General features: G+C 71.7%; 20 protein-coding genes and 1 tRNA gene. 14 read left to right on the top strand and 7 right to left on the bottom strand.

What is annotated here, in order from left to right; translation table 11 throughout:
* Window positions 1-249: 249 nt before the first annotated feature.
* Window positions 250-323, bottom strand: a tRNA-Leu gene (locus D9V37_RS06215).
* 47 nt (window positions 324-370) lie between these two features.
* On the opposite strand from D9V37_RS06215, the gene D9V37_RS06210 reads away from it, so the two are divergent.
* Window positions 371-985, top strand: coding sequence for an ANTAR domain-containing response regulator (locus tag D9V37_RS06210; RefSeq protein ID WP_121805289.1), 615 nt, complete (start codon window positions 371-373; stop codon window positions 983-985).
* 138 nt (window positions 986-1,123) lie between these two features.
* On the opposite strand, the gene D9V37_RS06205 is transcribed toward D9V37_RS06210, so the two are convergent.
* Window positions 1,124-1,864, bottom strand: coding sequence for a DUF554 domain-containing protein (locus D9V37_RS06205; RefSeq protein WP_121805288.1), 741 nt, complete (start codon window positions 1,862-1,864; stop codon window positions 1,124-1,126).
* Between the two features lie 39 nt (window positions 1,865-1,903).
* Here D9V37_RS06205 and polA point away from each other — a divergent pair, with 39 nt between their 5' ends.
* Complete coding sequence (gene polA, locus D9V37_RS06200) at window positions 1,904-4,588, top strand: DNA polymerase I (protein ID WP_198412412.1); 2,685 nt, start codon at window positions 1,904-1,906, stop codon at window positions 4,586-4,588.
* Window positions 4,589-4,851: 263 nt separating this feature from the next.
* Here the strand turns inward: polA and D9V37_RS06195 are convergent, their stop codons facing one another.
* Entirely contained in the window at window positions 4,852-6,111 is a 1,260-nt protein-coding gene (locus tag D9V37_RS06195) for a lipopolysaccharide biosynthesis protein (RefSeq protein ID WP_121805287.1), read from the bottom strand.
* Window positions 6,112-6,334: 223 nt separating this feature from the next.
* Here D9V37_RS06195 and D9V37_RS06190 point away from each other — a divergent pair, with 223 nt between their 5' ends.
* Together D9V37_RS06190 and D9V37_RS06185 are read left to right on the top strand one after the other, a co-directional pair.
* Window positions 6,335-6,859 (top strand): hypothetical protein, encoded by a 525-nt coding sequence (locus D9V37_RS06190; RefSeq protein ID WP_147455877.1) that lies wholly within the window; start codon window positions 6,335-6,337, stop codon window positions 6,857-6,859.
* On the top strand, window positions 6,859-9,432 hold the full coding sequence (locus tag D9V37_RS06185) for a YhgE/Pip domain-containing protein (protein ID WP_121805285.1): 2,574 nt from the start codon (window positions 6,859-6,861) through the stop codon (window positions 9,430-9,432). The genes D9V37_RS06190 and D9V37_RS06185 overlap by 1 nt, the downstream gene beginning before the upstream one ends.
* 13 nt (window positions 9,433-9,445) lie before the next feature.
* Here the strand turns inward: D9V37_RS06185 and D9V37_RS06180 are convergent, their stop codons facing one another.
* Window positions 9,446-10,252: a class I SAM-dependent methyltransferase gene (locus D9V37_RS06180; RefSeq protein WP_121805284.1), complete on the bottom strand. Its 807-nt coding sequence runs from the start codon at window positions 10,250-10,252 to the stop codon at window positions 9,446-9,448.
* Window positions 10,253-10,272: 20 nt separating this feature from the next.
* Here D9V37_RS06180 and D9V37_RS06175 point away from each other — a divergent pair, with 20 nt between their 5' ends.
* From D9V37_RS06175 to D9V37_RS06150, 6 genes are all read left to right on the top strand, one after another.
* Complete coding sequence (locus tag D9V37_RS06175) at window positions 10,273-11,175, top strand: phosphotransferase family protein (RefSeq protein WP_121805283.1); 903 nt, start codon at window positions 10,273-10,275, stop codon at window positions 11,173-11,175.
* A 97-nt stretch (window positions 11,176-11,272) separates the two neighbouring features.
* A complete protein-coding gene (locus D9V37_RS06170) occupies window positions 11,273-11,818 on the top strand; it encodes a hypothetical protein (protein ID WP_121805282.1) in 546 nt (181 codons plus the stop codon).
* Window positions 11,796-13,280, top strand: coding sequence for a sensor histidine kinase (locus tag D9V37_RS06165; protein ID WP_121805281.1), 1,485 nt, complete (start codon window positions 11,796-11,798; stop codon window positions 13,278-13,280). Before D9V37_RS06170 ends, D9V37_RS06165 begins: the two co-directional genes overlap by 23 nt.
* Complete coding sequence (locus tag D9V37_RS06160; RefSeq protein ID WP_121805280.1) at window positions 13,277-13,921, top strand: response regulator; 645 nt, start codon at window positions 13,277-13,279, stop codon at window positions 13,919-13,921. Before D9V37_RS06165 ends, D9V37_RS06160 begins: the two co-directional genes overlap by 4 nt.
* A gap of 192 nt (window positions 13,922-14,113) precedes the next feature.
* Window positions 14,114-15,586 carry a 30S ribosomal protein S1 gene (gene rpsA / locus D9V37_RS06155; RefSeq protein ID WP_121805279.1) on the top strand — a complete coding sequence of 491 codons (1,473 nt, stop codon included), beginning with the start codon at window positions 14,114-14,116 and terminating at the stop codon, window positions 15,584-15,586.
* A gap of 203 nt (window positions 15,587-15,789) precedes the next feature.
* A complete protein-coding gene (locus tag D9V37_RS06150) occupies window positions 15,790-16,170 on the top strand; it encodes a hypothetical protein (RefSeq protein WP_121805278.1) in 381 nt (126 codons plus the stop codon).
* 155 nt (window positions 16,171-16,325) lie between these two features.
* Here D9V37_RS06150 and D9V37_RS06145 read toward each other — a convergent pair whose 3' ends face one another.
* Both D9V37_RS06145 and D9V37_RS06140 read right to left on the bottom strand, forming a co-directional pair.
* The gene (locus D9V37_RS06145) at window positions 16,326-17,270 is read right to left on the bottom strand and encodes a hypothetical protein (RefSeq protein ID WP_147455876.1); all 945 of its coding nucleotides are present in this window, start codon (window positions 17,268-17,270) and stop codon (window positions 16,326-16,328) included.
* Window positions 17,271-17,554: 284 nt separating this feature from the next.
* A complete protein-coding gene (locus D9V37_RS06140) occupies window positions 17,555-18,877 on the bottom strand; it encodes a class I adenylate-forming enzyme family protein (protein WP_269778368.1) in 1,323 nt (440 codons plus the stop codon).
* Between the two features lie 8 nt (window positions 18,878-18,885).
* On the opposite strand from D9V37_RS06140, the gene D9V37_RS06135 reads away from it, so the two are divergent.
* The 3 genes from D9V37_RS06135 to coaE are packed head-to-tail and all read left to right on the top strand — an operon-like array spanning window position 18,886 to window position 20,181.
* Window positions 18,886-19,278 carry a PLD nuclease N-terminal domain-containing protein gene (locus D9V37_RS06135; protein WP_121805275.1) on the top strand — a complete coding sequence of 131 codons (393 nt, stop codon included), beginning with the start codon at window positions 18,886-18,888 and terminating at the stop codon, window positions 19,276-19,278.
* A gap of 32 nt (window positions 19,279-19,310) precedes the next feature.
* On the top strand, window positions 19,311-19,559 hold the full coding sequence (locus tag D9V37_RS06130) for a DUF3072 domain-containing protein (protein ID WP_121805274.1): 249 nt from the start codon (window positions 19,311-19,313) through the stop codon (window positions 19,557-19,559).
* 10 nt (window positions 19,560-19,569) lie between these two features.
* Window positions 19,570-20,181, top strand: a complete 612-nt coding sequence (gene coaE / locus D9V37_RS06125) for a dephospho-CoA kinase (protein WP_198412411.1) — start codon at window positions 19,570-19,572, stop codon at window positions 20,179-20,181.
* 34 nt (window positions 20,182-20,215) lie between these two features.
* Here the strand turns inward: coaE and D9V37_RS06120 are convergent, their stop codons facing one another.
* Entirely contained in the window at window positions 20,216-21,163 is a 948-nt protein-coding gene (locus D9V37_RS06120; protein ID WP_121805273.1) for a sigma-70 family RNA polymerase sigma factor, read from the bottom strand.
* Window positions 21,164-21,400: 237 nt separating this feature from the next.
* On the opposite strand from D9V37_RS06120, the gene pxpA reads away from it, so the two are divergent.
* Entirely contained in the window at window positions 21,401-22,102 is a 702-nt protein-coding gene (gene pxpA, locus D9V37_RS06115; protein WP_121805272.1) for a 5-oxoprolinase subunit PxpA, read from the top strand.
* Window positions 22,103-22,276 lie beyond the last annotated feature (174 nt).

Genomic DNA, 22,276 nt, shown 5'->3' with positions numbered 1-22,276 from the left:
ATTCCCCTCCATGACTGTGTCCCTGACGCCGCCGCGATCTGTTGCCGCAGCCGGCGGTCCCCCGAGCCCTGGACGAGCCGAGGTGCGAGGACCCTCACCCGGGGGCGGAGGGGGTGTCAAGGAAGCGCGCTCACCCGTGACGCGAACGAGACCGCCGGCAATACAGTGGTCTAGACGTGAGGGCGTTGTGTCGGGGATGTCGCAACCGCGCGCCCGGGAGGCCGCGGGCACGTGCCACCGCCTGCTCGGTGCCCCGGGTGGGACTCGAACCCACACTGGACGGTGTTTGAGACCGCGTTCTCTGCCGATTGGAATACCGGGGCGCAAGGCGCGGGAAACGCTACCCGAGGGGCTCACTAGGATTTCTCCCATGTCGATCTCCGCGCAGGACCCGGGCGCCCGGCGTCGCGTGCTCATTGCCGAGGACGAGGCGCTGATCCGCATGGACCTCGCCGAGATGCTGGGCGAGGAGGGCTACGACGTCGTCGGCCAGGCCGAGGACGGCGAGCGGGCGGTGGCACTGGCCACCGAGCTGCGGCCCGACCTCGTGGTGATGGACATCCGCATGCCCAAGCTCGACGGGCTGGCCGCGGCCGAGCAGATCGCGACGGCGCGCATCGCCCCGATCGTGATGCTCACGGCGTTCAGCCAGCGTGAACTGGTCGAGCGGGCCCGCGACGCCGGCGCGATGGCCTACCTGGTCAAGCCGTTCGACCAGACCGACCTGGTGCCGGCCATCGAGATGGCGCTCAGCCGCTACGCCGAGCTGCGTCAGCTGGAGGCCGAGGTCACCGACCTCACCGACCGACTCGAGACCCGCAAGGGCGTCGAGCGCGCGAAGGGCATCTTGCAGGAGCGGCTGGGCCTGACCGAGCCCGAGGCGTTCCGCTGGATCCAGAAGACCGCGATGGACCTGCGCCTGTCGATGCGCCAGGTCGCCGAGGGCGTGATCGAGCACGGCCCGGGCATCGCCGGCGGCGCCTGAGCCCGACCAGCGCTCCCCGGGTGCGACTCGGGCGAAGCGGACGTCGACCTACCGAAACTCGTCTGCGGTGCCGAAATCGGCGCCGGTTTCCCGGGGTTTTGCCGGGTGCCCGGCAAAACCCCCGCCGCGCGCGGCGCCTCAGCGCACCGCCGCGACGACCACCGTCAGCACCGGTGCCACGACCAGCGCCGGCAGCAGGTCGGCGACCTTGACCTGCTTGAGGTCGAGCAGCCGCAGCGCGACCCCGACCAGCAGCAGGCCACCCGTGGTGGTCAGTGCGGCGAGCTCGGCGTCGGGCAGGAAGTTGCCCAGCGCCGCCCCGAAGGCGGTCAGCAACCCCTGGATGACCAGCACCGCCAGCGAGGCGGTGACCACGCCCCACCCGAAGGAGGCGGCGAAGGCGATCGCGGCGAAGCCGTCGAGCGCGGACTTCAGCAGCAGCTGCTGGGAGCCGCCGCCCAGGCCCTCGGTCAGCGAGCCCAGGATCGTCAGCGGCCCGGCACAGAAGATGATCGAGGCGGTCACGAACCCCTCGATGAAGCGGGCGCGTCCGGCCGACGCGCCGCTGAGGCGGCCCTGCAGCCAGCCGCCGACGCCCTCGAGGCGGTCCTCCAGCCGCAGCAGCGAGCCGGTGATGCCGCCGATGAGCAACGCGCCGAGCACGATCAGCAGCGGTGCGCTGGAGCCGACCGCGCGGCGCCAGTCCGGGTCGCCGATCGAGGTCAGGTTGGTGCCGGCGATGAGCAGGGTGACCAGGCCGAGGCCGTCGGTGACCACGCGGCGGGTGCGCTCGGGCAGCCGCTCGCCGACCAGCACACCGACTGTTCCGCCGACCAGGACGGCGAGGACGTTGACCAGCGTGCCGGCACCGATGAACACGGGCGTCACTATGTCCCAGGGGGCGACTAGGGTCGCCACGTGTCCGCTGATGACCGCCCCCGGCTGCTCCTGCTCGACGGCCACTCGCTGGCCTACCGCGCCTTCTTCGCCCTCCCGGTCGAGAACTTCTCCACCACCACCGGGCAGCACACCAACGCGGTCTACGGGTTCACGGCCATGCTCATCAACGTGCTGCGCGACGAGCAGCCGACCCACCTCGCGGTGGCCTTCGACGTCTCCCGGCAGACGTTCCGCAGCGAGGCCTACGCGGAGTACAAGGCCAACCGGTCCACCTCGCCCGCGGAGTTCTCCGGCCAGGTCTCGCTGATCAAGGAGGTGCTCGACGCGCTGCGCGTCCCCTTCGTGGAGAAGGACGGCTTCGAGGCCGACGACATCATCGGCACGCTCGCCACCCAGGCCAAGGGCGACGGCTTCGAGGTGCTGATCTGCTCCGGTGACCGCGACTCCTTCCAGCTGGTCGACGACCACACCACCGTCATCTACCCGATGCGCGGAGTCTCGGAGATGAAGCGGATGACTCCGGAGGCGGTCGAGGAGCGCTACGGCGTGCCGCCGACCCGCTATCCCGAGCTCGCCGCACTGGTAGGCGAGACCTCCGACAACCTGCCCGGGGTGCCCGGGGTCGGACAGGGTTACGCCGCCAAGTGGATCAACCAGTTCGACGGGCTCACCAACCTGATCAACCGGGCCGACGAGGTCACCGGCAAGAAGGGTGAGTCGCTGCGCGAGCACCTCGACGACGTGCTGCGCAACCGGCAGCTCAACGCGCTGGTCACCGATCTCGACCTGCCGCTCAAGCCCGCCGACCTCGGGCTGCGCCCCTGGGACCGCCAGGAGGTGCACACCCTCTTCGACAGCCTGGAGTTCAGGGTGCTGCGCGACCGGCTCTTCGAGACCCTGGAGTCGGCGGAGGAGATCGACGACTCCGGCTTCGAGCTCGAGGGCGTCCGGCTCGGCGACGACGAGCTCGCCCCGTGGCTGGCCGAGCAGGCAGTCGAGGGCCGCGTGGGGCTGTGGGTGGAGGGCAGCTGGCGAGCCGGCACCGGCGAGGTCACCGGGCTCGCGCTGGCCACCGACTCCGGGGCCGCGGCGTACGTCGTGCCGTCGGGGCTGACCCCTGACGACGATGCCGCGATGGCCGGCTGGCTGGCCGATCCGCAACGTCGCAAGGTGCTCCACGACGCCAACGGCCCGATGCTCGCGCTGGGTGCGCGCGGCTGGCCGCTGGCCGGGCTGGAGCGCGACACCGCGCTCTCGGCGTACCTGGCGCGACCCGACCAGCGCTCCTACGACCTGGCCGACCTCACCGTCCGCTACCTCAAGCGCGAGCTGCGCGGGGCCTCGGCCGTCGGCGACGCCGACCAGCTGAGCCTGGAGGGGCTCAACGACGACGATCCGGGCGAGGCGCCGATGCTGCACGCCCGCGCGGTGCTCGACCTGGCCGAGGCGCTCGACGACGAGCTCGCCGACCGCGGCGGCACCGCACTGCTCAGCGACGTCGAGCTGCCGCTGGAGATGGTGCTAGGACGGATGGAGCAGACCGGCATCGCCGTCGACACCGACCACCTCGAGGCGCTCGAGGAGGAGTTCGCGGTCGGCGTGCGCGACGCCGCCGAGCAGGCGTACGCGGTGATCGGCAAGGAGATCAACCTCGGCTCGCCCAAGCAGCTGCAGGTGGTGCTGTTCGACGAGCTGGAGATGCCGAAGACCAAGCGCACCAAGACCGGCTACACCACCGACGCCGACGCGCTTCAGGGGCTGTTCGAGAAGACCGAGCACCCGTTCCTGGGCCACCTGCTGCGCCACCGCGACGTCATCCGGCTGCAGCAGACGGTGCAGGGGCTGCTCAAGACCGTGCAGCCCGACGGCCGCATCCACACCACCTTCAACCAGCTGATCGCGGCCACCGGGCGGCTCTCCAGCACCGACCCGAACCTGCAGAACATCCCGGTCCGCACCGAGGAGGGGCGCCGGATCCGGGAGGCGTTCGTCGTGGGCAAGGACTACGCGACGCTGATGACCGCCGACTACAGCCAGATCGAGATGCGGATCATGGCCGACCTCTCCGAGGACGCCGGCCTGATCGAGGCCTTCCGCTCGGGCCGCGACTTCCACTCGGTCACCGCCGCGAGGGTCTTCGGGGTCGAGGCCGCCGACGTGACCCCCGAGATGCGGGCGCGGATCAAGGCGATGAACTACGGGCTGGCCTACGGACTCTCCGCCTACGGACTCTCCGCCCAGCTGCGCATCTCCACCGGCGAGGCGCGCGCGCTGATGGATGAGTACTTCGAGACCTTCGGCGGCGTGCGCGACTACCTGACCGGCATCGTCGACGAGGCCCGCCGCACCGGCTACACCGAGACCATCTTGGGTCGTCGGCGCTACCTGCCCGACCTGACCAGCGACAACCGGCAGCGTCGCGAGATGGCCGAGCGGATGGCGCTCAACGCCCCGATCCAGGGCTCGGCGGCCGACATCATCAAGGTCGCGATGCTGCGCGTCGACGCCGCGTTGCGGGAGACCGGACTGACCTCGCGGATGCTGCTGCAGGTGCACGACGAGCTCGTGCTGGAGGTGGCGCCGGGGGAGGAGGAGCAGCTCGAGGCACTGGTCCGCGGCGAGATGGGCTCCGCGGCCTCGCTGGCCGTCCCGCTCGACGTCTCGGTGGGCACCGGACGCAGCTGGCACGAAGCCGCCCACTGATCTGGGCCGCCGCGGGCGCTCGTGACACAATGGGCACCGGCGACACAACGGACGCGCAAGTGGAGGAAACCGCCCTGGTGGGGGTCGGTTCGTCCGGGTTTTTGGTCGGTTTCCCCGCCTAGGCGGGGAAACCGACCCGCCCGCTCCAACCGGACGTACCCGACAACGGGCGCGCGTTCCCGGACGTTTCGCACCCGTTCTGCCCGGCTTCGTCCCCCGGTTTCACCCGCCGGCCGGTGAAACCGGGCCCGCCGCGGACCAGCTCACCCCGCCCGTACCGCCGGCTCCGGCTCCTCGACCAGCCCCGTCGTCCGGATCCGCCACAGGCTGACGGCGAGCAGGACCAGGAACAGCGCCGCGTCGACCCCGCTGACCAAGGTGACCAGCGAGGTGGCGCCGTCGGCGCGGGTGGCGGCGAGCACCAGCAGCGCCAGTGCACCCCAGATCAGGTACACCGAGCGCTGGGACTGGCGGGCCACGACGCTGTAGACCAGCAGCTGGAGCATGGAGAGCAGGGTGCCGAGGATCGCGAACAGCCACAGCCGGTGCTGGACGCCGACGTACTCCTGACCGCCGACGAAGATCAGCGCAAGGCCGCTGAGCACCGAGGCCGCGATCGTGGCCAGCGCGCCCAGGCCGAGCACCAGGAGGACGCTCTTGACCAAGGCGCCTTGTCGCTCGGTGTCGCTGGACATGCTGGGGAAGGCCACGATGACTACGAACTGGGGCAGGAACAGCACGGCCTTCACCAGGATCAGGCCACCGGCGTAGAGACCGGCCTGGTGTGGGGGGAGGAGGGCTCGGGCCAAGATGATGTCGGCGTTGGAGAGGGCGAAGAAGGCCAGTAGCGCGTGGGAGTTGCGGGCGGTCTCGCCGAACACGGTGCGCACGTCGTGGTCGCCCGAGGTCTCCGTCGAGCGGTGGACCGCCGAGCGTCGCAGTGCGGCCCAGCCGACGATCGCCGGCAGCACGAAGCTGACCGTCACGCCGACCATCGCCATCGTCTCGGTCGGCTTGAGGAGCAGGAGGATGCTCGCGACCGCCAGCCGGCTCACGCCGGAGGACATGTACAGCACCGCCAGCGGGTACCACCGGCGCTCGCCCTGCAAGATCCCGGCCTGTCCCCCCATCACGGTCATCGGCCAGGCGCAAAGGCCGACGAGCAGGGCGGTCCAGATGCTCTCGAGGTGGAGCGCCCGGTTCAGCACGGGGGAGAGCGCGAGCAGCGCCAGTCCGAGCACGGTGGCAGTGCGGTAGGTGACCGTGACGATGGCGCGCTCGATCTCGCCGACGTCGCCCGGCGTGGCCGCGACCCGGCGTGCACCGGTCGCCTGGATGCCCAGCTGGACCACGCCGACGACCAGCAGCAGTCCCATCACGGCGGCGAACCCGCCATAGCTGCGCGGGCCCAGCAGCCGGGCCGCGACGATGGTCGCGCCGTAGGTCCCCAGGTTCATCACTGCCATCGCGACGGCGATCCCGGCGCTGCGGCGCAGCACCGGGCGGGGGTCGAGGCGGGTCACGTCGCCACCCTAGATGTCGCCCCGGACGAGACGGCGACGGGCGCGCAGGGGCACCGGACTAGACCAAGCCTGCCGACAACAGGTGCATTCCGGACAGTTACCGGCACGTACTCGTGGTATGGACCACTCGGCCCTAAGTTACCGGCCAGTTAACGAAGCGGAAGGCTTCGTCGTTCGCCGGTCGCTCGCGACCGGCTCGTCTCACGGGAGGGTGAGCGTCCGCATGCGCAGAAGTCTCGTCACCGGCGTCGTCTTGGCGGTCGCCGCCGGGGTTGTCGTCCTCGTCAGCTCGGCCCTGGACCTCGGGCTGGAGTCCGCCGCTCTGCTCGGCGGGGCGCTGGGCGCCGTCGTCGCGTTGGTGCCCGACCGCTCGCCCGGGGCCCGGCTCGGCGGGTTCGCCGTCGGCTTCGTCGCGGCCTGGGTCGGCTACCTGCTGCGGGCGGGCATGCTGCCGGACTCGGCCGGCGGGCGCTCCGCCGCGGTGATGGGTGTCGTGCTGGTCTGCGTGGTGGCCACCGCCGTGTCCGGCGGACGCCTTCCGCTGTGGTCGCTGCTGCTCGGTACCGCGGCCTTCGCCGGCGGCTACGAGTTCACCTTCGACGCCGCCCCGCCCGAGGTGATGAGCACCTCCGTGGCCACGGCCACCACCCTGCTGCTCGACCTGGCCATCGGCTTCTTCGCCGGTTCCCTGGTCCCTGAGTCGGTCGACGAGGCCGACACCCGCACCGAGATGGCGGAGGTGGCCTGATGACGTCGCGCACCCATCTGCGACCCCACCTGCGACCCCACCTGCGACGGGGCGCCGCGCTGAGCGGGGCGCTCGGACTGCTCGCGCTGGCCGGGGCCACCCCGGCGATGGCTGCAGGCACCATCGGCAGCAGCGGCCACGTCGACGTCGTCAACACCGAGACCGTGCAGGTCTACATGTCGCCCGAGGCGAAGATCGAGAGCCAGCGGGTCTACGAGCAGCTGGCCATGACCGGTCACGGGTCGGTCGACCTCCTCAACCCCGTCTCCACCCGGGGACTGCGCAACCTCGACGGCTTCGCCCACATCTCGACCAAGGGCGGCGACCAGGTCGTGCGCACCACCGTCGACGGCACCAAGAAGACCCGCACGGTGAGCACCTACACCAAGAAGCTGCCGCTCGACGTCGCCGTCCACTACAGCCTCGACGGCAAGACGGTCCGGCCCGGCGACGTCGTCGGCAGGTCCGGCAAGCTCCAGGTGACCTTCACCGTCACCAACCGCACGGGTCGCACCGAGAAGGTCCAGATCGCCGACGGCAACGGCGGCACCGTGACTCGCGAGGTGAACGTCGTCATGCCGATCGTCGGGTCGGTCGACACGACGCTGCCCAGCAGCTTCACCAACATCCGCTCCCAGGCCGCCAACATGGCCGGCGATGGAGAGGGCGGCACCCAGCTGTCGTTCACGATGACGCTGTTCAAGCCGGTCGGCTCGACCACCTCCACCTTCGGCTACACCGCTGACGTCAAGAACGGCGTGGTGCCCCGCGTCGAGATCTCCGCGCTGCCGGTCAACCCGCTCGAGAGCCCCACCTTCAAGTCGGCCTCGACCTCCTACCAGGGCGGCGCCGACAGCGGCGCGGAGCTGACCGACGGCGCGGTCAAGATCGACGCCCACCTCCTCCAGCTGCGCGACGGCTCGGCCCAGCTGCTGGCCGGCCTGATCAAGCTGCGCGACGGCGCGAGCCGGCTCGACGACGGCCTGAGCGACGACGCCGCTCCGGGGGCCGAGAAGCTCGCCGCCGGCGCACTGACGCTCAAGACCGGTCTGGGCCAGCTCGACACCGGGTCCGGCAAGGTGGCCGCCGGAGCGGTTGCCCTGCGCGCCGGTCTGGGCAAACTTGACACCGGTGCGCGCAAGCTCGCGGCGGGCAGCTCCGACCTCGCCTCGGGCACCGCTTCGCTTGCCGACGGCACCGGATCGGCGCTGGCCGGGAGCACCCAGCTCACGGCGGGCCTGAAGCAGATCAGCGGTGGCCTCGGCCAGCTCAACGACGCACAGAGCGGACTGCCGTCCGCCAACGACGCCATCGCGCAACTCAAGGCCGGCATCGACCAGCTGATCGCCGGCATGGGCGACAACGCCTCACCCACCACCATTCTGGGCGGTCTGTCATCGCTGAACGGTGCGCTCGGCCAGCTCAAGACCGGTGCGCAGAACCTGCAGGGCGGTCTCTCGCAGGCAGCCGGCGGCATCGGCACGGCGAGGGGCGGCGTCGACCAGGTCAAGTCCAGCCTGAGCGGCGCAGCGGGCTCCATCGACCCGTCGGGCATCGACGCACTCAGCGGCGGGGTCACCGTGCTCAAGGGCTACTGCAACGGTGACCCCACCTGCGTGGGCTATGCCACCAACGTCCTGGGTGGGCTGAGCGCCGCGAAGGGAAACCTCGCCGATCTCAAGTCCGGTCTCACGACGGCCGTCAGCGCTCTGGGCCAGGTCTCCGGCGGTCTGGACTCGGCGCAGACGGCACTGGCCTCGGGCGGTGCGCTCAACAGCGGGGCGGCGCAGATCGCGGGGGGCCTGGCCCAGGCGATCACCGGCGTGGGGTCGCTGCAGACCGGTGCCGGCACGGTCAAGGGCGGCCTCGGGCAGGTCAGGTCCGGTCTCAACGAGCTGGCCGAGGGGGTCGAGGCCGCCGTCTCCGGGATCGCGCAGCTGCAGAGCGGCGCCGGTTCGGCCTACAGCGGCAGCTCGGACCTGACCGCGGGCTTGGGCAAGCTCGACACCGGTGCGAACCAGCTCGACGACGGCGCCGGCCGACTCGAGACCGGTGCCGCGCAGCTCGCCGACGGCGCCACCACGGCCTCCGACGGCTCGGTCGCCCTCTCCGATGGCGCTACCAAGGTCGCCGACGGTGCGGAGACCGCCTCCGACGGCTCCAGGAAGATCTCGGCGGGCGCGACCAAGCTCTCCGGTGGCCTGACGGCCGCCGCGACCGGTTCGAGCAAGCTCGCCGACGGTCTCAAGACCGCCGCCGGCTCGGCTCCTGCGCTGCCCGAGGGTGCCACCAAGCTGTCGAACGAGGGCACCAAGAAGCTGGTCGGCAAGGGCGAGTCCACGGCGCAGACCTACGGCGAGAACGTCGCGGTGATGAAAGCGGGAGCTCGGCTGGCCTCCACCGAGGACATGGCCTACGGCGCGCCGAAGGGTGCCCAGGGCCTGACCGCTTACAGCTACGTCATCCAGGGCGACGACGGGCAGAACGGTCGCAACTTGGCTCGGGCCCTCACCGGCGCCGGCGTGCTGCTGGCCGGTGGCGGAGTGGTGCTGCTGCGGCGCCGGCTGGTCTGAGTCGCCGGCCTGCTCATCTCGGGAGATGCGCCACGTAGATGGCGGTCCCCGGGGTGAGCAGGCCGCGCGTGCGGCTCCATCCGCCCCAGGTGCGGTCGTGCTCGGGCGGCCACTCCGGCTCGACGAGGTCGTCGAGCACGAACCCGGCGCGGGCCAGCGCCCGGACCCAGTCGCCGATGGTGCGGTGGTGCTCCACGTACGTCGGGCGACCGGTGTCCTCGGAGACCTCGACGTAGGGCGTGCGGTCCCAGTAGGACATGTCGGCGACCAGCCCGGCCTCCGACGGGTCGTCCTGGAACATCCACCGCGTCGGGTGGGTGATGGAGAAGGCGAAGCGGCCGCCGGGGCGCATCACGCGCGCCGCCTCGTCGACCACCACCTGCTCCTGCGCGACGAACTGCAGCGCGCCGAACGCGGAGAAGACGACGTCGAAGGAGTCGTCGGCGAAGGGCAGGCGCGTACCGGTGCCGAGCACGACCGGCACCACCAGCCCCGTGGCGTCGTCGATGCGCCGGCTGTGCTGGAGCTGGCGCCACGAGAGGTCCAGCCCGACGGGCCGGCCACCGTGGGCCAGCACCCAGCGCGAGCACTGCCCCGCGCCGCAGCCGATCTCGAGCACGTCGGCACCGCTCACGTCGCCGAGCAGACGCAGCTCGGACTCGTCGGTGCCCTCGGGTGACCAGACGAAGCCGCTGTCGCCGAGGAAGGGGCCGTGGGTGGCTTGGTACTCGTCGGAGTAGCGGTCCCACTCGCCGCGGTTGACCCGATCGGTCTCGTCCTGCCCGACCGCGCGCCGCTCCGGACGCACCGGGGTGTCCATGGTGCTCGAAGATAGACCCCGTGGAGATCGGTGAGCCGACCCCGCTCCCCGGTGGGATGAGCGGCGAGACCTTCCGGGCCCGTGTCGCGGGGGAGGACGTGGTCGTCCGGATCTACGGCGGCCGCTCGGTCCGGCGCGGGCCGAAGGCTCCCGAGGTGGATGCGGCGGTGCTGTCGTGGGTGCGCGGACTCCTGCCGGTGGCCGAGGTGCTCGAGGTCCGCCGCGCCGACCCCGAGCACGAGGCGCCCGGGTTGCTGGTCACCTCCCTGCTGCCCGGCGTACGACTCGAGCAGGTGCTGCCCGACCTCGACGACGCCGCGCTAGGCCGCGTGGGCGACCAGCTCGGCACGATGCTCGGCCGGCTGGCGCTGATCGCCACGCCCCGGCCGGGCCTGCTCGACGGACCGGACCTGGCCATCGCGCCGCTGCCCCCGGCGTACGCCGACCTGCCGAGCTTCGCCGACCACGTCGACCTGGACTGGCCCGAGGCCGACCTGTCGGCGCTGGGCGAGGTGCTCACCGACGCCCAGGCGTTGCTCGACACCGTCTCCCGTACCTGCCTGGTGCACGGCGACGTCAACGCCGAGAACGTGCTCGTCGACCCCGACACCCTCGAGGTGACGGGGCTGGTGGACTGGGAGTTCGCCCACGCCGGATCGCCCTACGCCGACCTGGGCAACCTGCTCCGCTTCGACCGCGCGCCCGCCTACGTCGAGGCGGTGCTCGAGGCGCGGGGCCGGCTGGTGCCCGATCAGCGCCCTGACGCACTCGATCGCGCCCGCGCCGCCGACCTCTTCGCGCTGCTCGACCTGGCCGCCCGGGCCGAGCAGGACCCGGTCGCGGCCCGGGCGACCGGTCAGCTGCGGGCCGTCGTGGCCGCGCGCGACGTGCACGGGTACTACGACCAAAGCCCGATGGCGTGAGGCACCTCGGCGCCCACACCCTGGTGTCAGGCGGATCGGACGTATCGGCGACGACCGATCGCGGGTTGGGACACAATCGAGCTGCGGAGGCACCTTCATGAAGCGCATCACCATCTACCTGGTCGCGGTGGCGGCGGCCCTCGTGCCGGCCGCCTTCGGGCTGTGGGGGAGCGCGTCGTTCGCGCGGGGCGTCAGCCACGACATCGTGCGGCCGCTGGTGGCTGCCGGCGCGGGCGTCGACGACGGTGCGGCCGAAGGGGCTCGCCAAGGGGCCGCCGAGGGCCGGCGCCACGAGGCCGGTGACGACCACGGCCGGCACTCCGAGGCCGGCGACGACCACGGCCGGCACGCCGCAGGCACCGACGACCACGCCCACGACAGCGGCCATCACACGTCGGCTGCCGAGGATCGGCCGCACCACACGGCGAGCACGGACGACCAGTCGCACCAGTCGCACCAGTCGCACCAGGCGCACCAGTCGCACGGGACCGACGACAAGAGCCACGACGCCGCGAGCGCGGACGACCACGGTCAGCACGAGGCGAGCAGCGACGACCACGGCCAGTCCGGCCAGGACGACGGCGGCACCGGCACTGGGTCCGGGGACGACAAGGGCTCAGGTGGACACCACTCGGACGACTGAGAGCAGCGAGCAGACCCGGTCCGTCGACCACGGGCCGCTCGGCCGGGACCGTGCCGGCGCCGACGAGACGCCCACGGCCCCGCTGCCGCGTGCGCCGTGGACGCTGCTCGGCGCGGCCGACCCGGTCGCCGTCGCCGAGCCGCCGCTGTCCTCGCGGCGACTGCTGCTGCAGCTGGTCGTAGCCGTCATCGCCGTGCTCGCGGTGGTCACCATCGGCGGGTCGCTGGCCGCGCGTCGGCTGGCCGAGCGCGAAGCGGTCGCCGACGCGGCCGACACCGCCGACGTGCTCGCCGAGGGCATCGTCCAGCCCGCGATCACCGACGCGCTGATCGACGGCGATCCCGACGCCCGCGCCGCCTTCGACGCCGTCGTCCGCCGCCAGATTCTGGGCGGCATCGTGGTGCGCGTGCGGCTGTGGCGCTCCGACGGCACCATCGCCTATGCCGACCAGGCCTCCTTGGAGGGCAAGCACTTCGGCCTGGAGGACGAGGAGCGCGAGGCGCTGGCCTCGCCGCGCACCGAGGCCGAGATCTCCGACCTCAGCCGGCCCGAGAACGCGCTGGACCGGATCAAGGGCGAGAAGCTGGTGGAGGTCTACCGGCCGGTGTGGACCCCCGACGGGCGCACGGCCCTGTTCGAGATCTACGAGTCCTACGACCAGGTCTCGCGGCGCTCGGGGCAGCTGTGGCGCGGATTCGCCGGGGTCACCCTGAGCACCCTGCTGCTGTTCGTGGTGCTGCTGGCCCCGGTCGTCGTGCACCTGCTCGGCCGCGCGCGTCGCGCGCAGGAGCAGCGGGAGCACCTGCTGCGCCGCGCCGTCGACGCCTCCTCGGCCGAGCGGCGCCGGATCGCGGCGACGCTGCACGACGGACCGGTGCAGGACCTCGCGGCCACCTCGTTCGTCGTGGCGGGAGCGACGGCGTCGGCGGAGAACGGCGGCAACGGCGCCCTGGCCGAGGACCTGCGCACCGTCTCCGCCTCCGTGCGCACCAGCATCCGCGCTCTGCGCACCCTGCTGGTGGAGATCTATCCCCCGAGCCTGTCTCGCGCCGGCCTCGGCGCGGCACTGGCCGACCTGGGTCAGACCGTGCGCGCTGAGGGGCTGCAGGTGCGCCTGCTGCCCGACGCCGACGACGCGCTGGGCCTCGACGGCGCCCAGGAGCGGCTGGTCTACCGCGTCGCCGAGGAGACGCTGCGCAACGCCGCCAAGCACGCCGCACCCGGCACCGTCACCCTCACGCTGCGACGCCACGACCACGCCGTCAAGCTCGAGGTCGTCGACGACGGCCCCGGGTTCGACGTCGCCGAGCGGCTCCGCGAGCCCGCGCCCGGCCACCTGGGCCTGCAGCTGCTGTGCGACCTGGCCGCCGACGCCGGCGCCACCTTGGAGGTGGCCACCGCGCCCGGGGCGGGCACACACTGGCGGCTCACGGTCCCCGATCACGAGGAGCCCCGCGCATGAGCGAGCCGTCCATCGGCGTCCTGCTGGTCGACGACCACCAGATGGTCCGCCTGGGGCTGACGGCGCTGATCTCGGCCGCCGACGGGCTCGAGGTCGTCGGCCAGGCCGGTGACGGCGAGGCGGCCGTCGCGATGGTCGCCGAGCACCGACCCGACGTCGTCTTGATGGACCTCTCGATGCCCGGCGTCGACGGGGTCGAGGCCACCCGCCGGATCCTGGCCGAGCACCCCGAGGTGCGGGTGGTGGTGCTGACCTCCTTCTCCGACCGCGACCGCGTCTCCGAGGCGCTGGCCGCCGGCGCGGTCGGCTACCAGCTCAAGGACTGCGAGCCCGCCGACCTGCTCGCCGCGATCCGCGCCGCCGCCGAGGGGCACGTGCCGCTGGACCCGCGGGTGGCGCGGGTCCTGCTGCCCGATAGCTCGGGGCGCCCCGGCGACTCGATGAGCGCCCGCGAGGTCGAGGTGCTGCGACTGGTCGCGCAGGGGCTGGCCAACAAGCAGATCGCCCGCCACCTGGGCATCAGCGAGCGCACCGTCAAGGCCCACCTGGGGCGGGTGTTCCGCCAGATCGGCGTGGCCGACCGCACCAGCGCCGCGCTGTGGGCCCGCGACCACCTCGACCGCGACCGCACGACGACCTGATCCCGCGCCCGCCGGTTGGCGCGTTGTCGGCCGGGCGGGATACCATGGGGTAAGCACCTGAGGTCTGCGCGAGTCTCGTACGGAGCAGCCTCTCGCTCGCTGGTCAAGGCGACGTGAACTCTCCTCGGCAGTGAAACCGGTCTCGGCGTGCGCCCAGTCCCGATCCCATCCGCCAAGGAACCCACCTCCTCCATGACCCTCACTTCCGACATCTCCGAGGCCCCCCAGGTCGCCATCAACGACATCGGGTCGGCCGAGGACTTCCTCGCCGCCATCGACGAGACGATCAAGTACTTCAACGACGGCGACATCGTCGACGGCACCATCGTCAAGGTCGACCGCGACGAGGTCCTGCTCGACATCGGCTACAAGACCGAGGGCGTCATCCCCTCGCGCGAGCTCTCCATCAAGCACGACGTCGACCCCAACGAGGTCGTCGAGGTCGGCGACCAGGTCGAGGCCCTGGTCCTCCAGAAGGAGGACAAGGAGGGTCGGCTGATCCTGTCCAAGAAGCGCGCCCAGTACGAGCGCGCCTGGGGCACGATCGAGCAGGTCAAGGAGGAGGACGGCGTCGTCACCGGCACCGTCATCGAGGTGGTCAAGGGCGGTCTGATCCTCGACATCGGGCTGCGCGGCTTCCTGCCGGCCTCGCTGGTCGAGATGCGCCGCGTGCGCGACCTCCAGCCGTACGTCGGCAAGGAGCTCGAGGCCAAGATCATCGAGCTGGACAAGAACCGCAACAACGTCGTGCTCTCGCGCCGTGCGTGGCTCGAGCAGACCCAGTCCGAGGTGCGCCAGGGCTTCTTGACCCAGCTGCAGAAGGGCCAGATCCGCAAGGGCGTCGTGTCCTCGATCGTCAACTTCGGCGCGTTCGTGGACCTCGGCGGCGTCGACGGTCTGGTGCACGTGTCGGAGCTGTCGTGGAAGCACATCGACCACCCCAGCGAGGTCGTGGCCGTCGGTGACGAGGTCACCGTCGAGGTGCTCGACGTCGACATGGACCGCGAGCGGGTCTCGCTGTCGCTCAAGGCGACGCAGGAGGACCCCTGGCAGCACTTCGCCCGGACTCACCAGATCGGTCAGATCGTGCCGGGCAAGGTCACCAAGCTGGTGCCGTTTGGTGCGTTCGTCCGCGTCGAGGAGGGCATCGAGGGCCTGGTCCACATCTCCGAGCTGGCCGAGCGCCACGTGGAGATCCCCGAGCAGGTCGTCCAGGTCAACGACGACGTCATGGTCAAGATCATCGACATCGACCTCGAGCGTCGCCGGATCTCGCTGTCGCTGAAGCAGGCCAACGAGACCGCCGCGGCCACCGAGGCCGAGGACTTCGACCCGACGCTCTACGGCATGACCGCCTCCTACGACGAGCAGGGCAACTACATCTACCCCGAGGGCTTCGACCCCGACACGGGTGAGTGGCTCGAGGGCTTCGACGAGCAGCGCAAGACCTGGGAGGACCAGTACGCCAAGGCGCACGCCCGCTGGGAGGCCCACGTCAAGCAGCAGGCCGAGGCCAAGCAGGCCGAGGTCGAGGCGGGCGAGGCCACCTCGTACTCCTCGGGCGGCTCGGACTCCGAGGGCAGCACGACCGGCGGCGACTCCGGTTCGCTGGCCTCCGACGAGGCGCTGCAGGCGCTCCGCGAGAAGCTCACCGGCGGCAACTGACGCCATCGGCCGGCACCACCGGCGATCTCGAGCCCGGACCCGCACAGGGTCCGGGCTCGAGTGCGTGGAGGGCCGGGTGGGGACCTGTGCGCCGTGTACGGGTTGTGTTCGGAGTACCCGAACGGCCCGTGACGGGTGTGACGCGTGCGACCTATCGTGAGACGTCCAGTTCCGTATCACGCTGCAAAGGGGCATCTCCCACCATGAAGACATCGCTCACTCTCGGTCTGGCCACGGCCTCGGTCGCGACCATGGTCGTGGCCGGCGTCGCCGCCTCCTCCGACGCCGCCCCCGGGGCCGTCGTCCCGGTGACCGGCACCGAGACCCACTCGGTGGTGCGCAACAGCACCTTCGTCACCCTCAAGACCGACCCCATCGCCACCGGCGACACCGAGGGCGACCCCGTCGCCTGGAAGATCCTCGTCGGCCCGGCGGGCCACACGCTCCACCAGCGGCTCGCGACCACCATGGGCGCCGGCGAGACGGTGGACTGGAACTACACCTTCCCCACCACCCTGAGCACCCGCCAGATCCAGGTGTACAAGAACGGCACTCTGGTCTCGGCCTACAACTTCACTCCGTAGGCCTCCGCCTCACGCCGACCGGCAGCGGTGCGGCAGACCGGGTTTCGCTCGCGCGAAAGCGGTCTGCGGCACCGCTGCTGTCGTTCTCGACCGGGCGGCGGTACGTGGGGCCGGGTGGTGGTGGGTGGTTCCCGGTCCTGCGTACCAGTGCCGCATCAGCGCTCGTTGACGTCGACGGTTCGCCGGCCCCTGTCGCCCACGGCGGCCCGCAGCGGACAGATCAGCTGGTGCCAACGGTCGGTGGCCAGGTCGGGCGCGGGCCCGGCGTATCCCAGCCGGACCAGCTCGCGATGGATCCGACCCAGCAACTGTCGCGGGCGGCGCAGCAGTTCCTTGGTCACCTGGAGGTAGGGCTGGTCGGCGCGCCGCAGGTCCGCATAGCGATCGAGGTCCGCGAGGTACTGGTCGCGATCGACCTGGTGCTGCTCGCCCTCGTACTCGATCGCCAAGCCAGGCGGTCGGATCTCCAGGTCGGCCAGAGCGACCCGCTGCACTGCTCCGCGAACCGGCTGGTTGACGATCGGTGCGGGAAGCCCTGAGAACGTGATCATGGCGCGCAGCTGTGACTCCGGCAAAGACCGGGACAGGCCGTCGAGGTGGTGGCTGATCCAGAGTGCCTCCTGCGCACCCAGCCGCCAGAGGTCACGCAGGGCCAGCTCGCGCAGCTGCCCGAGGGTGAGATGGCCGTGGTGCAGCAGCCAGTCGCCGACCCCGATGGCCTCGATGGTGCGCGCCGTCGCGCAGTAGGCGATGAAGGCCCCGGCCGGCTCGACGGCGTAGGCGTCGTGGGGCGCGAGCTGCTTCGTTCGGTGCAGGAAGACGCCGTCGAGCCGTTGGTGGTGATCACGGGCGAGAACGAACCTGAGGGGGAAGTGCGGACCGGCGTCGAGGCCGAGCTGCTGGATCCGGGTCATGCCAGTCAGTCGCGCGTCGTCCGGCAAGCCGAGCGCGGCGGCCAGGATCCAGTCGGCGTCGGTCATCTCGTACGCGTTCAAGCGCCACACCTTCGGATGGATCCTGACGAACCGTTGCCCCTCGAACATGTGCCGGCTGACACCCAGCTCGAGAGCGCGGCTGCGGGTGAACGGGCCGGTGTGCAAGACCTCGGGTATCGCTCGCATGGCCCGATCAGACCCTCGTCCAGGCGACCATGCGCCCGCCAGCTGGTCGAGCTGTGGAGAAGTTCGTGCGAGGCGCGGCTGTGGACGCGAAACGACCGCACGGGTCGGCCGGGTGGCGGTGTGTGTGGCCGGGTTTCGGGTGCTGGGACGCGGTCTGGGGTACCGCTGCCGGGGGTCGGCCGGGTGGCGGTACGGGAGGCCGGGTTTCGGGTGCTGGGACGCGGTCTGAGGTACCGCCACCCCGAGGCCGGCCGGTCGCCTCGTCAGCCCACCAGACCCGGCAGGTCGAGCCGGCGGACCTTGCCGGTCGCGGTCCGGGGGAGCTCCTCGAGCCGGTAGTACTGCTTGGGCCGCTTGGCCGGGGCCAGCCGCTCGCGCGCGAAGGCCTCCAACGCGTCGGGGGAGGCGGAGCCCACGACCGCTGCGCAGACCCGCTGGCCCCAGCGGTCGTCGTCGACGCCGAAGACCGCCACGTCGAGGACTCCGTCGGCCTCGGTCAGCACCGCCTCGACCTCCGCGGGGTAGACGTTCACGCCGCCGCTGATGACCAGGTCCTCGCGGCGGCCGTCGAGGTAGACGTAGCCGTCCTCGTCCATGCGGCCCAGGTCGCCGACGGTGAACGCCGGTCCGGCGTCGGTCTCCCGCCAGGCGGCGGCGGTCTTCTCGGGGGCGTCGAGGTAGCTGAACCGGGCGAAGGAGGGCACGACGCACCAGATGGTGCCGTCGTCGTCGACGCTGATGGTCCGGCCCGGCCGCGCCCGCCCGACGGTGCCCGGCCGCTGCTGCCACTCCTCGCTGCGGCAGGCGGTGAACTGGCCCTCGGTGGACCCGTAGAACTCCCAGGTGCTCGCGTCAGGGAACAGCTCGACCAACCGCTGCTTCAGCGACGGCGGGCAGGCGGCGCCGGCGTGCGCGACCAGCCGGAAGCAGGACAGGTCGGGGACGCCGACGTCGTCCCAGTGGGCGAAGAGCCGCTGCAGGTGCGCCGGCACGCAGAACATCGTGGTGGGCCGTTCGGAGGCGATCGCCGCGGTGACCCGGGCCGGGTCGAAGCCCGGCGGCTCCCCGACGACCACCCGCCCTCCGGCCAGCAGTGTCCCAGTGGCGAAGCGCAGCGGCGCGGAGTGGTGCAGCGGGCTGAGCACCAGGTTGACGTCGCCGGGCCCGAAGTCCCACAGGTCGCGCTCCTCGGCGGCCAGCGCCGCGGCATCGGCGGGCCCCAGCAGGCCCGACCACACCCCCTTGGGACGTCCGGTGGTGCCGCTGGTGACGTGAATCGGCCGCCCCAGCGGCGGACCGGACGCCGCCGGCACCTCGGCGAGCAGCGAGTCGACCCCACCCGGGTCGTCGATCACGAGCGTCGGCTCGAGGTCGGCCAGCAGCCGGGCACGCTCGTGCGAGGTGAGCGAGGGGTCCATCGGGACCGGGAACACCCCGTGCCGCAGCAGGGCCACGACCAAGCGCGGGTAGGCGGGCGAGCCGGGCACCAGGAGGGCCACGCGGTCGCCGGCACGCAGGTCCATGTCGTCATCCAACCAGCCCGATCTTTCGCGAACTGCTGACCGGACGGCCGCGAGCAGCGACACTTCTCGACGTGATCAGGGTCGAGGCGTTCTTCGGGGTCGTGACGTTGGCGCTCTGGGTCTACAGCCTGGTCGACGTGATCGGGGCGGACGAGGGGCTGATCCGGCACCTGCCGAAGTCGATGTGGATCCTCATCGTGCTGTTCTTCCCCCTGGCCGGATCGATCGCCTGGCTGGTCGCGGGCCGGCCCCAGACCGCACCGGTCCCGTCCGCCTACGAGCGCGCCGCGCCCGCGTTCCCCGAGTACGACCGGCCCGGGCGCGCGGCGGCAGCCAACCCCGAGGACGACGAGGCGTTCTTGCGCCAGGTCCGCGAGCGGGCCGACGAGCAACGCCGCCGCTACCGCGAGCAGCAGGGCGGCCAGGGCGGCCAAAGCGGCCAGGGGCACCCCGACGAGGGTTGAGTCGCGCTCGCCCATGACGTAGGTTCGAACGCATGAGCGACGACGACACCAGCTCGGCACGCGACCCCGAGCACGCGGAGACCCTGGGCAGCTCGACACCGGAGACGGGCGTCGAGCGCGACCCGGACGACTGGGTCACCGGCGACGACCCGATCACCGGCCCGCAGCGCAGCTACCTGGACTCCTTGGCCCGTGAGGCCGGTGAGGAGATCCCGGCCGACATCACCAAGGCCGAGGCCTCCGAGCACATCGACCGGCTGCAGCAGAAGCTGGGGAAGTAGCCTGCGCGCTGTGCGCGTGGGGCTGACCGGGGGAGTGGCCTCGGGCAAGAGCAGCGTCAGCGCGCTGCTGCGCGAGGCCGGCGTGACGGTGATCGACGCCGACCTGCTGGCGCGCGAGGTCGTCGAGCCGGGGACGCCGGGGTTGGCGCAGGTCGTCGAGGAGTTCGGCGACCATCTGCTCACGGCCGACGGCTCGCTGGATCGTGTGGCCCTGGGGCGGCTGGTCTTCGCCGACAAGAGCGCCCGACGTCGTCTCGAGGCCATCGTGCACCCGCTGGTCTACGAGCGGATCGCGGCGCTCGAAGCGCAGCTGGCGCCCGGCGAGCTGGTCGTGCACGACATCCCGCTCCTGGTGGAGAACGACCGGGCCGGCGACTTCGACGCGGTGCTCGTCGTCGATGCGCCCGAGGAGGTGCAAGTCGAGCGGATGGTGCGCGACCGGGGCTGGAGCGCCGGCGACGCCCGGGCCCGCATCGCGGCCCAGGTGGCGCGGGAGCGTCGGCTCGCCGCCGCCACCGTCGTCATCGAGAACACCGGAACGCGCGAGGACCTCCGACACCGGGTGTCGGAGGTCCTCGAGGAGCTGCGCGGTGAGGAGCGAGAGGGACGAGCTCCTCACTGACCGGCGGGGTGGGGTCCCCGGCGCAGCTGCGGCGTCAGGCGGCCAGGTCGGGATCGGCCAGCTTGCGCAGCCGGTTGATCGCCTCCCGCTCGAGCTGACGGACGCGCTCGGCGGAGATGCCGTGCTTGGCGCCGATGTCGGCCAGCTTGTGCTGCCGACCGTCGACCAGCCCGTAGCGCGAGCGGACGATGTCGGCCGAACGGTCGTCGAGCAGACCCACCAGTGCGCTGAGCCGGTCACGGGACTCGACGTCGAGCACCGTCAGGTCCGGCCCGGGAGAGCTCTCCTGAGCGATGAGGTCGCCGAGCGAGGTGTCGCCGTCCTCGTCGATGGGGGTGTCGAGGCTGACGTGGTCGCGACCCCAGGAGAGCAGGTCGAGCACCCGGTCGTAGTCCATGCCGAGCTCGGCGGCGATCTCCTCGGGCTCCGGGTCGCGGCCCAGCTGACGCTCGAGCAGCCGACGGGCGCCGGAGACCTGGTTGAGCTCCTCCACCACGTGCACCGGCAGTCGCACGACGCGAGCCTGCTGGGCGATGCCGCGGGTGATGGCCTGGCGGACCCACCACGTGGCGTAGGTGGAGAACTTGTAGCCCTTGGCGTAGTCGAACTTCTCCACCGCACGGATCAGGCCGGTGTTGCCCTCCTGGATGAGGTCGAGCATCGGCATCGCGCTGCGCCCGTACTTGCGGGCGATGGAGACGACCAGTCGCAGGTTGGCGTTGATGAACTGGCGGACGGCGCGCTCTCCCTCGGCGGCCAGCCACTCCAGCTCCTCGGCGCTGGCGTTGCCGGGCGCGCCGCCCTTGCGGCGGCCGACGCGGCCCTCGTCGAGCAGCGCCTGGGCGAAGAGTCCGGCCTCGATGGTCTTGGACAGCTCCACCTCGGTGGCGGCGTCGAGCAGCGGGGTGCGCGCGATCTCGTCGAGGTACAGGCCGACCGAGTCGCGGCCCTCGATCTCACGCTCGGTGCGAGTCGCAGTCATGGTGCTCCCTTCCTAGCCAGGTCCGACCGGGGGATCGGGACCTGCACTGGTACCAACGTTCGGGTCGACGAAGGGATTCCCGAAAGTGTGTTCGGACCCCGTCGATGTCCGTGTGGACACCGGAGGCTCCAGCGATCGGGCTCCTCGTGCACCAGGTCAGACGAACGTGCCGTACCCGAAGTTGCCCAGAACTACCAGTTCTCAGGCACTTCTCATCCGCGGGCCGAGGATGGAGCCATGAGGACCATCGACCTGAACGCCGACCTCGGCGAGGGCGTCACCGACGACGAGGGCCTGCTGGCGGTGGTGACCAGCGCGAATGTGGCCTGCGGCTACCACGCCGGCGACGAGGCCACGATGCGCGCGGTGTGCGAGCGGGCGGCCGAGCGCGGTGTGGTCGTCGGCGCCCAGGTCTCCTACGACGACCGTGAGGGCTTCGGCCGGCGCCGGCTCGACGTCGAGCACGACCTGCTGCGCGACCAGGTGGCCGACCAGGTGGACGTGCTCTCGCGCATCGCCGTCGCCGCCGGCACCCGGGTGCGCTACGTCAAGCCTCACGGCGCGCTGTACAACCGGGTCGTCGAGGACGAGGAGCAGGCCGACGCCGTGCTCGCCGGTTCGGGTGACCTACCGGTGCTCGGGCTGCCCGGCTCGGTCGTGCTGCGCCTGGCCGCGGCCGCCGGCCGCCGCACGGTGAGGGAGGGGTTCCCCGACCGCGGTTACACGGGCGGCCGGCCGGGTCAGGGCACCCTGATGCCGCGGGACCGGCCCGGCGCCCTGGTCGAGGACGCCGTCGACGTCGCCGCGAACGCCGTCGTGCTGGCGGCCGGGGTCGACTCGGTGTGCGTGCACGGCGACTCACCCGGCGCCGTCGAGGCCGCCCGCCGGGTGCGGGCGGCGCTGGAGGGTGCGCACTACCGCATCGCACCGTGGGTATGAATCCACATCGATGTGCACACGATCAGACCACTTCCTGTGGAGCCGAGCGCTTTCCTGTGGACATCGATGCCACTTCGGTGGAGTGCCCTGGGGATTGCCAAGAGGCCCTTGCGCGGCCGATCGGCAGCGGGATAGAAATCTCTCACCGCGGACCGCAAGGTTCACGGGGAGGCG

The sequence above is a fragment of the Nocardioides mangrovicus genome (genome assembly GCF_003674065.1).
Lineage (GTDB): Bacteria > Actinomycetota > Actinomycetes > Propionibacteriales > Nocardioidaceae > Marmoricola > Marmoricola mangrovicus.
Note: the sequence above shows the minus strand (reverse complement) of the source record. Positions and strands in the feature narration are given on the sequence as shown.

Coding starts and splice junctions, on each gene's coding strand:
- D9V37_RS06210 (WP_121805289.1), top strand. CDS start 371: ATGTCGATCTCCGCGCAGGACCCGGGCGCCCGGCGTCGCGTGCTCATT.
- D9V37_RS06190 (WP_147455877.1), top strand. CDS start 6,335: ATGCGCAGAAGTCTCGTCACCGGCGTCGTCTTGGCGGTCGCCGCCGGG.
- D9V37_RS06185 (WP_121805285.1), top strand. CDS start 6,859: ATGACGTCGCGCACCCATCTGCGACCCCACCTGCGACCCCACCTGCGA.
- D9V37_RS06180 (WP_121805284.1), bottom strand. CDS start 10,252: ATGGACACCCCGGTGCGTCCGGAGCGGCGCGCGGTCGGGCAGGACGAG.
- D9V37_RS06170 (WP_121805282.1), top strand. CDS start 11,273: ATGAAGCGCATCACCATCTACCTGGTCGCGGTGGCGGCGGCCCTCGTG.
- D9V37_RS06160 (WP_121805280.1), top strand. CDS start 13,277: ATGAGCGAGCCGTCCATCGGCGTCCTGCTGGTCGACGACCACCAGATG.
- rpsA (WP_121805279.1), top strand. CDS start 14,114: ATGACCCTCACTTCCGACATCTCCGAGGCCCCCCAGGTCGCCATCAAC.
- D9V37_RS06150 (WP_121805278.1), top strand. CDS start 15,790: ATGAAGACATCGCTCACTCTCGGTCTGGCCACGGCCTCGGTCGCGACC.
- D9V37_RS06130 (WP_121805274.1), top strand. CDS start 19,311: ATGAGCGACGACGACACCAGCTCGGCACGCGACCCCGAGCACGCGGAG.
- D9V37_RS06120 (WP_121805273.1), bottom strand. CDS start 21,163: ATGACTGCGACTCGCACCGAGCGTGAGATCGAGGGCCGCGACTCGGTC.
- pxpA (WP_121805272.1), top strand. CDS start 21,401: ATGAGGACCATCGACCTGAACGCCGACCTCGGCGAGGGCGTCACCGAC.